The 12,482-nt window shown below is 65.0% G+C and carries 10 protein-coding genes; 3 read left to right on the top strand and 7 right to left on the bottom strand.

Features of this window, described 5'->3' with window-relative positions:
- Positions 1-179: 179 nt before the first annotated feature.
- Positions 180-809 carry a thymidine kinase gene (locus VIE67_RS06680; RefSeq protein WP_332024526.1) on the bottom strand — a complete coding sequence of 210 codons (630 nt, stop codon included), beginning with the start codon at positions 807-809 and terminating at the stop codon, positions 180-182.
- Positions 810-947: 138 nt separating this feature from the next.
- Between VIE67_RS06680 and VIE67_RS06675 the strand changes: the two genes are divergently transcribed.
- The 3 genes from VIE67_RS06675 to pyrF all read left to right on the top strand — a co-directional run bounded on the left by VIE67_RS06675 (position 948) and on the right by pyrF (position 4,686).
- Complete coding sequence (locus VIE67_RS06675) at positions 948-2,927, top strand: UvrD-helicase domain-containing protein (RefSeq protein WP_332024524.1); 1,980 nt, start codon at positions 948-950, stop codon at positions 2,925-2,927.
- Positions 2,928-3,055: 128 nt separating this feature from the next.
- Positions 3,056-3,952, top strand: a complete 897-nt coding sequence (locus tag VIE67_RS06670) for an HAD family acid phosphatase (RefSeq protein ID WP_332024522.1) — start codon at positions 3,056-3,058, stop codon at positions 3,950-3,952.
- Positions 3,952-4,686 (top strand): orotidine-5'-phosphate decarboxylase, encoded by a 735-nt coding sequence (gene pyrF / locus VIE67_RS06665; RefSeq protein WP_332024520.1) that lies wholly within the window; start codon positions 3,952-3,954, stop codon positions 4,684-4,686. The genes VIE67_RS06670 and pyrF overlap by 1 nt, the downstream gene beginning before the upstream one ends.
- A gap of 236 nt (positions 4,687-4,922) precedes the next feature.
- Here the strand turns inward: pyrF and VIE67_RS06660 are convergent, their stop codons facing one another.
- The 6 genes from VIE67_RS06660 to def are packed head-to-tail and all read right to left on the bottom strand — an operon-like array spanning position 4,923 to position 12,167.
- Entirely contained in the window at positions 4,923-6,662 is a 1,740-nt protein-coding gene (locus VIE67_RS06660) for an ArnT family glycosyltransferase (protein ID WP_332024518.1), read from the bottom strand.
- Complete coding sequence (locus VIE67_RS06655; RefSeq protein WP_332024516.1) at positions 6,659-8,869, bottom strand: sensor histidine kinase; 2,211 nt, start codon at positions 8,867-8,869, stop codon at positions 6,659-6,661. Before VIE67_RS06655 ends, VIE67_RS06660 begins: the two co-directional genes overlap by 4 nt.
- On the bottom strand, positions 8,842-9,408 hold the full coding sequence (locus VIE67_RS06650; RefSeq protein WP_332024514.1) for a DUF4390 domain-containing protein: 567 nt from the start codon (positions 9,406-9,408) through the stop codon (positions 8,842-8,844). The genes VIE67_RS06655 and VIE67_RS06650 overlap by 28 nt, the downstream gene beginning before the upstream one ends.
- Positions 9,383-10,696: a 16S rRNA (cytosine(967)-C(5))-methyltransferase RsmB gene (rsmB, locus tag VIE67_RS06645; protein WP_332024512.1), complete on the bottom strand. Its 1,314-nt coding sequence runs from the start codon at positions 10,694-10,696 to the stop codon at positions 9,383-9,385. Before rsmB ends, VIE67_RS06650 begins: the two co-directional genes overlap by 26 nt.
- The gene (fmt, locus tag VIE67_RS06640) at positions 10,693-11,655 is read right to left on the bottom strand and encodes a methionyl-tRNA formyltransferase (RefSeq protein ID WP_332024510.1); all 963 of its coding nucleotides are present in this window, start codon (positions 11,653-11,655) and stop codon (positions 10,693-10,695) included. The genes rsmB and fmt overlap by 4 nt, the downstream gene beginning before the upstream one ends.
- A gap of 2 nt (positions 11,656-11,657) precedes the next feature.
- Positions 11,658-12,167 carry a peptide deformylase gene (gene def / locus VIE67_RS06635; RefSeq protein WP_332024508.1) on the bottom strand — a complete coding sequence of 170 codons (510 nt, stop codon included), beginning with the start codon at positions 12,165-12,167 and terminating at the stop codon, positions 11,658-11,660.
- Between the last annotated feature and the right edge of the window lie 315 nt (positions 12,168-12,482).

The following is a 12,482-nucleotide window of genomic DNA, read 5'->3' as shown; positions in this document are numbered from 1 at the left end:
CATGACGAAGCCGCGAAATTCCAGATAATCCCAGATGTTCGCCGCGATATCGCGCTGGTCTTCAACGAGGAGGATGCGCAGCATGGTGCGATTACTTTACGCCGGTGAGCGGCGCCGATAGCTGCGCCTTGGCCGACAAGTCTGCGATGGACGGCCTTAAATTCCTCTGAATTGCCCGCTCAACGCGCAATCAGTGGTAGCGACACCTGCTGGGTTTCGATGCGCCCCACGCCGGCCATGATTTTCTTGAACTCGCTGCGGCTCACGGACACATAACGCTCGTTGCCGCCGATCTGGACCTGCGGCCCGTCGCTGACCACGCGCCCATGCTCGTCGACGCGCACGACCATCGTCGCTTTCTTGCCGCTATGGCAGATCGTCTTGATCTCGATCAGATCGTCCGCCCAGGCGAGCAGATACTGACTGCCTTCGAACAGTTCGCCGCGGAAATCCGTGCGCAGGCCGTAGCTCAACACGGGAATCTTCAGTTCGTCGACGATCTCGGTGAGCTGCCATACCTGCGCCTTGCTCAGGAACTGCGCTTCGTCGACGAGTACGCAGTTAAGGGCGCCGTGCGCAGCGATATCGGCACGCGTCAGGCGCGCCAGGTCGTCGTCGCGCGTGAACATGTGGCCGTCGGCCTTGAGTCCGATGCGCGAGGCGACCACGCCGTCGCCGTAGCGGTTATCGAGTTTCGGCGTGTAGATCAGCGTGCGCATGCCGCGCTCGTGGTAGTTGTGCGCGCTCTGCAGCAAGGTCGTGGTCTTGCCGGCATTCATCGCCGAATAGTAAAAGTATAATTTTGCCATTGGAGGGTAGGGCTGAGGGCTGAGGGCTGAACGACTTAAGCGACGGGCTGCCGGTGGAACAACAACAATGAAAATGCGCGACCCGTAGAGTACCGCAACACGCTACCATCTCTCAGCCCTCAGCCCTCAGCCCTGATCATGCTCAACCCGCAACAACGCGCCGCGATCGATTATTGCGACGGGCCGCTACTGGTACTGGCCGGTGCGGGCTCGGGCAAGACGCGGGTGATTACCGAGAAAATCGCGCACTTGGTCGCGCGCAAGCATCTCGCGCCGAACAAGATCGCTGCGATTACATTCACCAACAAAGCCGCGCGCGAAATGCACGAGCGCGCGACGCGGCTGCTCAAGGGCGAGGCCGCACAGCAATTGACCCTGTGCACGTTTCACGCACTCGGCCTGAAATTCCTGCAGATCGAGCATGCGCAGCTTGGCTTGAAGCGCGGCTTTTCCGTGTTCGACGCCGACGACAGTACGGCGATCATCAAGGAACTGTTGCCCGCCTCGATCAAGCCCGAGCAGTTGTTCGCCTTGCGCAATCTCGTTTCGGCGGCGAAGAACAACGGTCTCGCGCCCGTGCAGGCAAGCGAGCTCGCGCGCAGCCCGCGCGAACTCGAAGCGGCGACTTTGTATGCCAATTACCAGAAGCGCCTGGCTGCGTTCAATGCGGTGGACTTCGACGACCTGATCCGCCTGCCATTGAGCTTGCTCGAAGCCAATGCGGACACGCGTGCCGCCTGGCAGGAGCGTATCCGCTATCTGCTGGTCGACGAATATCAGGACACCAACACCGCGCAATATCGTTTGCTGCAGCAGCTTGCCGGCGCGCGCGGCGCGTTCACCGCGGTCGGCGACGACGATCAGTCGATTTACGCGTGGCGCGGCGCGAATGCGGAAAATCTCGATCAGCTCGGCCGCGATTATCCGCAGCTCAAGGTGATCAAGCTTGAACAGAACTATCGCTGCACGCAGCGCATCCTGCGCGCGGCGAACGCGCTGATCCGGCACAACCCGCATGCGCACGAAAAGAACCTGTGGTGCGAGCACGCGGAAGGGCCGCCAATCCGCGTGCTGGTCTGTCGCGACGACGAACATGAGGCCGAACGCGTCGCCGCCGGCATCGCGCATCTGGCACAGAAGCACAAGGCGCAATGGAGCGAGTTCGCGGTGCTGTATCGCGGCAATCACCAGTCGCGGCCGTTGGAGAAGGCGTTGCGTCTGGCGCGCGTGCCCTATCATCTGACCGGCGGCACCGCGTTTCTGGAGCGCGCCGAGGTCAAGGACGTGCTCGCCTATCTGCGCCTGATCGTCAACCCGGACGACGATGCGGCCTTCGTGCGCATCGCCAATGTGCCGCGCCGGGACATCGGCGCGATGACGCTGGAAAAACTCGGCGAGCTGGCGCAGTCGCGGCATGTTGCGATGCTGGGCGCGGCGCGCAGCGACGCCGTGTTGAAGCAACTGGCCACGCGCTCCGCGTCGGCACTTGCGGGTTTCGCCGAGATGCTGCGCGAACTGGAAGGCGATGCGCGCAAGGCCTCCGCCGCCGAACTCGTTGAGCAGGTCATCCAGCGCACGCGCTATCTCGAACATCTGCAGGTCGATAGCAAGGACACGGCGGTACGCGCGCGGCGCGCAGAAAACCTCGGCGAACTCGCCGACTGGTTCCGCGCGATGCAGAAGACCGACAGCGGTATCGGCGATCTTGCCGCGCAACTCGCCCTGCTCACGCATGCCGATCGCGAGGACCCGGGCAACGCGGTGCGCCTGATGACCCTGCATTCGGCGAAGGGGCTGGAATTCCGCTTCGTCAATATCGTCGGCGTCGAGGAAGGCAAGCTGCCGCATGCGGCCGGCATCGAGGAAGGCCGCACCGAGGAGGAGCGCCGCCTGCTGTACGTCGGCATTACCCGCGCACGCGAAAACCTGTGCCTGAGCTATAGCGCGCGGTCGCGCCGCTACGGCGAAATCGTCGCCAACGAGCCGAGTCGTTTTCTCGCCGAACTGCCCGCCGCCGATCTGCATCGCGACGGACTCGATGCCGAGCTCGATGCCGAAACGCGGCGCGAGCACGCGTCCTCGCATCTCGCGCGACTGGCAAGCTTGCTGGCGGATTGATCAGAGCAACAGCCGCCGCACGCGAAGGACGCCAAGCGACGAAGCAGGTTGTCTAAAAGTTTTCGCTTTCTTCGTGTACTTTGTGTCCTTGGTGGTGAATCCTTGAGCCTGGCTTGCAGGAGTCTGTCATGCGCCCATTCGTCAGTTTGCCGATACTTGCCTGCCTGCTGGTCGGCTGCGCAACAACTTCGCCGAAGCCGGCCACGCCCGTGGCCGAGCCGCCGCCCGCCGCCGTTACACCGAAAACGCCCGGCGCCGACGACGATCTCAATGCTCTCGCCTGGGCGCAGACCGCGATCGAACACAACCTCATCTATCGCGAGGTGTATCGCAACGCGCAGGAAAAACTGTTGCGCGCGCTCAAGGATCCGCGCTGGGATGCGCTGGCCAAGGACGATCGTAATGGCACGCTCAAGGGTCTCAAGCCTGCCGTTATTCTCGATATCGACGAAACCGTGCTCGACAATTCGCCGTATCAGGCGCGCCTGCTGCGCTCGGGCAATGAGTTCGACGAATTCAGCTGGGCGCAATGGTGCAAGGAGAAAAGCGCCAAGCCGCTGCCCGGCGCGCTGGAGTTCACCCGCTTCGCCGCGCAACACGGCGTGACGCTGTTTTATCTGTCCAATCGAGCGCGCGATTTGAATGCCGCAACGGTCGCCAACCTGGGCAGCGCGGGCTTTCCGCTCAACGCCGGCGACGATTCGTTTCTCGGTCTCGGCACCCTGCTCAAGGGCTGCGAACAGGTCGGCTCGAACAAGGGCTGCCGGCGCAAACTGATCGCACAGCACTATCGCGTGCTGATGCAGTTCGGCGACCAGCTCGGCGATTTCGTCGACGCGGTCGTACCAACGCGCAGCGGTCGCGCCGATGCGGTGGCGCCGTATCTCGACTGGATCGGCGAGCGCTGGTTCGTGCTGCCGAACCCGACTTATGGATCCTGGGAGTCGGTGCTGTTCGGCGACGAGTGGAGCAAGCCGCGCGAACAGCGGCGGCAGGAAAAAATCAACGCGCTGCGAGTCGAGTGATGGCCGTCTATACGCCCAAGAATATTCCGACGCACGAGCGCCTGATTTTCGCGCTCGACGTGGCGACAGGCGCCGAAGCGAGCGCCTGGATCGAGCGCCTCGGCGAGGCCGTGAGTTTCTACAAGATCGGTCTGGAACTGCTCGCTTCGGGCGACTACTTCAGCGTGCTGCACGAACTCGAACGGCGCGGCAAGAAGATTTTCGCCGACCTCAAATTCCACGACGTGCCCGCAACCGTCGCCGCGGCGGTCAAGGGACTGGCGCGCTATCCGGTCACCTTCTGCACGATCCACAGCGACAGCCGCGCGATGCTCGAAGCGGCCGCCGCGGTCAAGGGCGACTTGCGCCTGCTCGCGGTCACCGTGCTGACCAGCCTGAACCAGGCTGATCTCGGCGACCTCGACATCCGCGCGGAACTGGCGAGCGTCGTGACGACGCGTGCGCGCCAGGCGCTGGCCGCCGGCTTCGACGGTGTCGTGAGTTCCGCCCACGAGGTCGCGCGGCTGCGCAGCGATATCGATCACCGCTTGATCTGCGTGTGTCCGGGCATTCGTCCTGTTGCGACGGAAGGGACCCTTGCCGATGACCAGAAACGTACGCTCGACGCCGCACAGGCGCTGCGCGCCGGTGCGGACTACTTGGTGATCGGACGCCCGATCCGCCTCGCAGCGGACCCACGCGCGGCGGCCGAGGCGTTGCAGACAAGCATCGCAGCCGCGATGCAGACTATATAATCTATAATATTCAATGAATTAACTTGGATAAACTAAAGTATTGCATTAGCAATGCCGTTTAAGTATATTCGCCGGCGGGCATTTCGCGATGCCGAGCTATTCGTAAACACCAAACTAGAACGCCCCGGTTTCTACAAGAAACACCGCAAAAAACAAGAAATGTTCCCTCCGGCTTGCGCCGGAACTCTGCTGGACGGCCACAAGCCGTCCTTTTTTTCGGCCCCGCTCCGGCAAGCTCAGTCGGAATTCGGATCGCCGGGCGTCTCGGCATTCGGCACCGGCACATTGCCGCCACGGCAGGCATCGGCCACCGCATCGGCGCGGAACAGCCACCATTCGCGCCGGTTGGCGTGACCGACATAATGCGCCCGGGTCTGATCGATACACGGCGCCATCGCCTCAGCCAGCACGAAAATCCAGCGCTGCGCGGGCGCGGCTTCCTGCCAGCGAATCGCAGCGGCGAGCTGCTCGTGCCAGGGTTTGGCGAAGCCGAAATCGGCAACCGGACGATCGGCAAGTAGCAGATTCTGCTCCTTCCACGCGACCAGACCGAGTTCAGCGTTCGGCCCAATCATCTCGCCGGCTTGATGCATAACGCCACGCGCGGAGCTGGAGTCGTTGAGCAACGGATAAGCCCAGAAACTCCACAACAACCACAACCCGGCAAGACCGGCGAGCAAGCCCTTGGCACCTCGGACCACGCGGAAATACACGGCGCAGGCCAGCATCCATGCGCCTAACGCGATCAACAGCCACCACAATGCAGCGCCGCCGTCGCCGAAGCCGCGTTGCCCGGCAAGATCGTGCGCGAGCTTCCATTTTCCCGACGCGGCGAACCAGCCGGCGCCGACAAATCCGGCACCGAGAACGCCGAGCAACGCAATCGCAAGCACGCGGAACCAGCGCCGCTGCACAATCTCGCCAAGAAACGGGCCGCAGCACAACGCGACCCACGGCAGCGCAGGCATGATGTACATGTCACGCTTGCCCGCCGGAACGCTGAAGAACACGATCACCAGCACGACCCAGGCGAGCGGCAGCAGGAAGCGCGCATCTCTCGCGCGCAGACGCTGCCACCATGCGGGCACGGTGCCGAACCAGGTCAGCCACAGCGGCAGCCAGCCGGTCGCGATCACGCCGAGGTAATACCAGGGTGCTTGCTGGTGATCCCAGGAATCGGTGTAGCGCGCCGCGGTCTGCCGGAACAGGATATCGTGCAGATACGCCTGATATTCTGGCGCCGGATTGCGACTCACGACCAACAGCAGCGGCAGCAGCCACAGTGCGAGCGCCGCAAAAAACGCGAGGCCGCCGCCCAGCCAGCGCAACGTCGCGCGCGATGTCGATGCGACAAAATTCCAATGTGCGCAACGCGCAAAAATATACGGAACGAACATCAGCAACGCGAGTACGCCGACGCCCTTGGTGATCACCCCCAGACCTGCGGCGAAGCAGCCGAGCCAGTACGCGCGCCAGTCCGGGCCGAGCAGGAAATGCCGCAGCAGGCCGTAATTGGCCAGCGTGAGAAAGAACGTGACCGTTGGATCGATCTGCGCGCGCTTCGCCTGATAGACGAACTGGAACACGGTAAGCAAGGCGACTGCGGCGTACAGACCGGCGCGGTGATCCCATAGCCTTCGTGCAAGGTCATAGGTGAGCCACAGCGTGCCGAGCGCGGCGAGCAGTGACGGCAACAGGAACGCAATGCGCCAGTTGCCGATCAGCTCGTAAGCCGCCGCCTGCATGGCCATGAAAGCCGGCGGCTTGTCGGCGTAGATCTCGCTGCCGCGGTGTGGAATCAGCCAGTTGCCGCTGTCGACCATCTGCCGTGCCGACAGTGCGAAGCGCGGCTCATCGGCCGGCCACGGATCGCGCAGGCCGATGCCCGCGCCAAGGATGATCAGCGCAAACAGCAGGAACAGCCACAGCTCGCGCCGGGTTTGCGCCGCTGCGCTCTTCGTCGCCAAATCGTTCATGTCGCTGCGGCGCCTGTGCCGTCGCGCGGCAGGCGCAAGGTGAATACCGCGCCGCCACCGGGGCGGTTCTCGGCGCGCATGCTGCCGCCGTGTTCCTCGGCGATTTTCTTGGCCACCGCGAGGCCCAGACCAGTGCCTTTGATCTTGCTCGTCGTGTATGGCTCGAACCAGCGCTCGTCGAAACCGGCAGGCAGGCCGGGGCCGTTGTCGGCAACCGCAAGTTCGACCCAGCCGCGGCCGCCGTCGGCGCCTTCGCGCGTGCTCACCTCGATATGCGGCTTGCGCTCGCCGCTCATCGCTTCGAGCGAATTCTTGATCAGGTTGTGCAGCAGCTGGCGCAGGCGCACGGCGTCCGCGCGCAAGCCCGGATCGCCGGCCGCGAACCGGCGTGTGAGCTGGATGCGCTGATCGTTTTCGTAAAGATCCAGCACCTCGCTGGCCAGCGCGTTGATCGAGAACGCGCGCGTATCGATCTGCAACGGACGCGCGTAGTCGCCGAACGCGTTGACCATCGCCTTGAGCGCTTCGACCTGATTGACGATCGTGTGCGTGGCGCGATCGAGTATCTCGGTTTCCTCCGGCGGCAGACGGCCGATGAAACGCCGGCGCAAGCGTTCCGCCGCGAGCTGGATCGGCGTCAGCGGGTTCTTGACCTCGTGCGCGAGGCGCTGCGCGACCTCGGCCCACGCCGCATCGCGCTGGGCGCGATTGAGCAGGGTCAGGTCGTCGAACACGGCGACGATGCCGGCATCGCTGCCCAGCGCGGGCGCGAGTTCGGCGCCGCGCAACATCAGTACGCGGCGCTCGCCGTTCGGGTTTTCATCCGCCGTGCCGAGCACGATTTCCTGGCGCCATTCGCGCGTGCCTTCGCGCATGTGCTTGAGAATCGGGTCGATCAGCGGAACCAGGATCGCATGCTCGCCGCGCACGACATCCAGATGCTGGCCGACATAACGCGACAGCGGGATGTCGAGGATCAATTCCGCCGCGCGATTGGCGGTGCGCAGGATGCCGTCGCGATCCAGTCCGAGCACGCCCGCGGACAGGCGCTCGAGCACGGCTTTCAAGTACATGCGCTGCGCGTCGGTTTCCTGCGCGCTGCGCGATACACGCGCGCTGGCGAGCTCGAGTTCGCGCTGCATCTGGTTGAACGAGTTGAGCAGGAAACCGAGTTCGTCGTCGCTCGCCACCGGCAGCGGAGTGTCGTAGCGTCCCTCGCCGACCGCGCGCGTGGCCGTGGCCAGGCGCCCGATCGGCGCGGTCAGGCGGCGCGCGACACCGAACGCGGTGAGGACCGCGAACAGCGCGGACAGCAGCAACACGAAGGTCAGCACCAGGGAGAAGGTGAGTTTCAGCGAATCGCGCAGGAACTTGAGCCGCTGGAAATCGAAATTCGCCTGTTCGACCGCCGCGGTCAGCGGCTGGATCTGCGGCGGCACCGGAAACAGCGCCTGCAGCAGACGTTGGCTGCCGGGCGCGGCATCCGGCAGCGGCATCACCACGCGCAGCTTGAGACTGTCCTGGCTGCCGACCGGTTCGGCGAGGGCATAGCGCCCGCTGTCCTTGATCTGCAGCAAGGCGGCCGAATCCGGATAGAGCGGGTTGAGGAAGCGCGGGTCCGAACTCTGCGTAGCCAGCACGGCGCGGTTGTCGCCGAACACGGTCAACTGAGTGGCGCCCTGCGCGTCGAGCGCGCTGTCGATGCGCGCCTGCAATCCTGCGTCGGGCACATCGGCCAGGTCGCGCGCGATGCCCGTCGCGCTCTGCTCGGCCGTATGCAGGCGTTCGTCGAGATACGCCTTGCCGATCTCCAGCGCATCGCTCAAGCCCTGTTCCAGACGCACGTTGAACCAGGAGTCGATTGCCGCATTGAGAAAGAACAGCGAAAACCCGTACACGACCACCACCGGCGGCACCGCGAGCGCGATCAGCATGAGCAGCATGCGCCGGGTCAGACGCGCACCGGGCACGCGCTGCTGCAATTCGCGCGACAGGCGCACGAGACGCTGTGCGATGATCGCGATCAGCACGAGCAGCGCAAGCGCAGAAGCGACTAGGATCCACGAGTAGTAACTGCCGAGTCGGTTGCTGCCGACCGCCGCATCGCGCGCGAGCAGCAGCGCGGCCGCCAGCAGCACGAATACCGCCAGCGCCGGCAACACGCGGCGCACGACGAGAATCAGCCAGCGGTTGGCGGCACGGGCCATGTATAGCTTCCAGTGGACAGGCGCCAGGACGCATCGATCAGCGCAGGCAGGCGCAACGCGCCCGGCAGATTGTCGCGTTCGAGCTCAATGCGCAAGCTGTAGCGCTGCGCTGTACCGCCCTGCATCGCCGGCACGGACCAGCTCGCCGGCAGATCCAGGCGCAGGTCGGCGATCGCCGCAATTAACGATGCGCGCGCGGCATAACTGCGCGTCTCCGCACCGTCCGGATCGCGCAATTGGTACTGCCGGGTCAGGGGGAAATAGCGCAGCTCGCGATGCCAGCTAGTCTGCGCCAGCGTGCGCTGCCAGCCCAGCAGCGCTGGCGCCTGCGCCTTGAGCGTGATGGCGAAATCGAGCGCGATGCCGTGATCGAGCGCATCGAGCAAGACCGCGCTCGGCTGCCAGTCGATTTGCGCGTTCAACTGGCCGTACTCGATCGCGGCCGCGCGCACGGCGAACGCACCCGCCGCCGGCGCCTGCACGCAGGCCGCCAGCGCAATCGGAGAAAGTATACTAATCAGCTTTTTCCACAACCGCATAGAAGAATCCGTCCATGCCTGCCGCGCCCGGCAGATTCTGCGCGCCACCACCCGTCGGCGCGTGCCAACCGGCCGGCGCGTCCGCACGCAAATGCGCATCCGCGTGTTGCGCAACGAAGCGCACGATCTGCCTCGCGTTCTCATCCGCGAGCAGCGAACACGTCGCATAGACTAAGCGTCCGCCCTTGCCAAGCAAAGGCCACAGCGCATCGAGCAGGCGCGCCTGGGTTGCGAGCAAGGCCGGCATGTCGTTCGCACGCCGATGCAGCTTGATATCCGGCTGGCGGCGCAGGATGCCGCTGGCCGAGCATGGCGCATCGATCAGGATGCGCTGGAACGGCACGCCGTCCCACCACGCTGCCGGCTGCGCCGCATCGCCGGTGCGCACATCGGCGGACAGCTGCAGGCGCGCAAGATTTTCGTGCAGTCGTGGCAAACGCCGCGTGTCGCTATCGACGGCGACAAGATGCACGTCGGCGCGTTCGAGTATCTGCGCGCTCTTGCCGCCCGGCGCAGCGCAGGCGTCGAGCACGCGCTGACCATCGCCGAGATCGAGCAGGTCCGCGGCGAACTGCGCGGCGCCGTCCTGCACCGAAAACGCGCCGTCCGCATAACCAGGCAGGCGCGTGATATCCGTACTCTGCGCCAGCACGATCGCATCCGCAGTTTGCTCCGGCGCATGCGCGGCGACGCCCGCCGCAGCGAATTGGTCGAGCAGGGCCACGCGCGTTGCGCGGCGCCGGTTCACGCGCAGCCACAGCGGCGCCTGCGCATTGTTCGCGGCGACAATCGCATCGACGTCCGCGGGCCAATCAGCCTTGAAGGCATGCAGCAGCCAGCGCGGATGCGCGCTGCGTGTGACCTCGTCGGCATCGAGCTGCGCGCACAGCGCCACGCGCTCGCGCAGCCAGCGCCGCAACAGTGCATTGGCGAGGCCGGCGTATTTGGGTCGGTTCAACGCGCGCATCGCCTCGACCGTGGCCGCAACCGCGGCGTATTCCGGCAGACGCAGCACCTCGAGCTGGATCAAGCCGAGCACGATTAGCGCATGCGCCTCGCCGTCGCGCAGCGGGCGCTCGAGCAGGCGCGCGACCGCCGCGTCGTAGCGCAGCCACCAACGCGCGCCTTCGTGCAGCAGGCTCGACAGCAGGGCGCGATCGCGCGCGTCGTGCAACTTTGTGGAAAATATTGCAAATGTCGCGCGCAGCGAATCGCCCTGCACGATGCGTGCGAGCGCCTGCGCGGCGAGCCCGCGCACATTCGCGGCGCCCGGCGTGGGCGCGCTCATGGGCCGTGCGCTGTTGCGGCAGTCTGTTTCAATTCGGGTCGCGCGTTGAGGTAATCCGCTGCCGTGATGCGCCGACCGCCGGCGCGCTGCAGTTCGAGGATGCGCAGCACGCCGTCGCCGCAGGCGATATCGATGCCCGCGCGCGTCGCCGCAAGCAGCGTCCCCGGTGGCGCCGAACCTCGGCTCCCGGGCCCCGGGTCCCGCGCCTTCCACACACGCAGCGTTTCGCCTGCCACATCGCCTTCAGCGACCGGCCAGGGATCGAATGCACGCACCTTGCGTTCCAGCGCGAGCGCGGATTCGTTCCAGTCCAGGCGCGCCTCGGCCTTGTCGAGCTTGTGGGCATACGTCGCCCCTTGCTCGGCTTGCGCCGAAGGCGGCAAAGCCGCGCCGTGCAGCACTTCTTCCAGACCCTCGCCCAATAATTGCGCTCCGAGTCGGGCAAGCCTGTCATGCAGCGTGCCGCCGGTATCGTCTGGCGCAATCGGCAGCGCGCGCCGCAGCAGCACCGGCCCGGTGTCGAGCCCGGCTTCCATCTGCATGAGGCATATGCCGGTTTCGCGGTCGCCGGCCAGCAGCGCACGCTGGATCGGCGCCGCGCCACGCCAGCGCGGCAACAGCGAGGCGTGTACGTTCCAGCAGCCGAGGCGCGGAATCGCAAGCACTTTCTTCGACAGGATCAGGCCGTAGGCGACGACGACGATCAGGTCCGGCGCGAACGCGGCAAGCCGTTCGCGCGCGACGGCCTCCCTGAAATTTTCCGGTTGCTCGACGGTGAGGCCCGCTTCCAGCGCCGCCTGCTTGACCGCACTGGGCGTGAGTTTGCGCCCACGTCCGGCAGGACGATCAGGCTGGGTATACACGGCGGCGATTTCCACGCCGTCGCGGCGGCAGGCATGCAAATGCGGGACGGCAAACTCAGGCGTTCCTGCGAACACCAGCCGCAGCGGTTGGGTCACGCTCAGGCTTCCGCGGCCGCGCGGCGCTGCTTGTCCAGCTTCTTGCGCACGAGTTCGCGCTTGAGCGGCGAAAGATAGTCGACGAAAAGTTTGCCGACCAGATGATCTATTTCGTGCTGGATGCACACCGCGAGCAGACCGTCGGCCTCGAAATTCTGCGCTTTGCCGTGGCGGTCCAGCGCTTCGACCACGATGCGGTCGGCGCGCTCGACATCGGCGAAGACGCCCGGCACCGACAGGCAGCCTTCCTGATAGGTCTGGCTGCCTTCGCTGGCGACGATCTTCGGGTTGATCAGCACCATTGGCTGGTCTTTTTCCTCCGACACGTCGAGCACCAGCAGCTGCTTGTGCACGTTGACCTGGCTGGCCGCAAGGCCGATGCCGGGCGCGGCATACATGGTCTCGAACATGGCGTCGATCAGGGTCTGCAACGCGGCATCGAACACGCTCACGGGCTGCGCCTTGGTGCGCAGGCGTGGATCGGGGTATTCGAGAATCTGAAGCCGGTTCATGCTCGTGCAAACGTTGCTGTAGCGGGCTGAAATTGTACGTCAATCGCCTGGCGGGCGCGACCGCAAGCGGCCTGTTTGGAGCCGGCGCGGCCCGCATGTGCGCAGCGGAGCGTGATGGGCTGCCCAAAGTCTGCCGGAAATCGTGGTTTTTTTTCGCCAAATTTGCATTACACTCACGCAGTCCTTGGGGAAAATCAGGTTCTTAGCCGCCATGCTTAAAAGACTACCTGCGATCTTCGCCGGCTTCTTGGTGACGCTTGTGGCTTATGCCGCGAACGTCGAACTGGTTGCGAATCACCCGGATACGTACGTCGT

Source organism: Rudaea sp. (assembly GCF_036560865.1).
In the GTDB taxonomy this organism is placed as follows: domain Bacteria; phylum Pseudomonadota; class Gammaproteobacteria; order Xanthomonadales; family Rhodanobacteraceae; genus Rudaea.
Note: the sequence above shows the minus strand (reverse complement) of the source record. Positions and strands in the feature narration are given on the sequence as shown.

Coding starts and splice junctions, on each gene's coding strand:
- VIE67_RS06655 (WP_332024516.1), bottom strand. CDS start 8,869: ATGGCCCGTGCCGCCAACCGCTGGCTGATTCTCGTCGTGCGCCGCGTG.
- rsmB (WP_332024512.1), bottom strand. CDS start 10,696: ATGAGCGCGCCCACGCCGGGCGCCGCGAATGTGCGCGGGCTCGCCGCG.
- VIE67_RS06680 (WP_332024526.1), bottom strand. CDS start 809: ATGGCAAAATTATACTTTTACTATTCGGCGATGAATGCCGGCAAGACC.
- VIE67_RS06660 (WP_332024518.1), bottom strand. CDS start 6,662: ATGAACGATTTGGCGACGAAGAGCGCAGCGGCGCAAACCCGGCGCGAG.
- VIE67_RS06670 (WP_332024522.1), top strand. CDS start 3,056: ATGCGCCCATTCGTCAGTTTGCCGATACTTGCCTGCCTGCTGGTCGGC.
- VIE67_RS06650 (WP_332024514.1), bottom strand. CDS start 9,408: ATGCGGTTGTGGAAAAAGCTGATTAGTATACTTTCTCCGATTGCGCTG.
- VIE67_RS06675 (WP_332024524.1), top strand. CDS start 948: ATGCTCAACCCGCAACAACGCGCCGCGATCGATTATTGCGACGGGCCG.
- pyrF (WP_332024520.1), top strand. CDS start 3,952: ATGGCCGTCTATACGCCCAAGAATATTCCGACGCACGAGCGCCTGATT.
- def (WP_332024508.1), bottom strand. CDS start 12,167: ATGAACCGGCTTCAGATTCTCGAATACCCCGATCCACGCCTGCGCACC.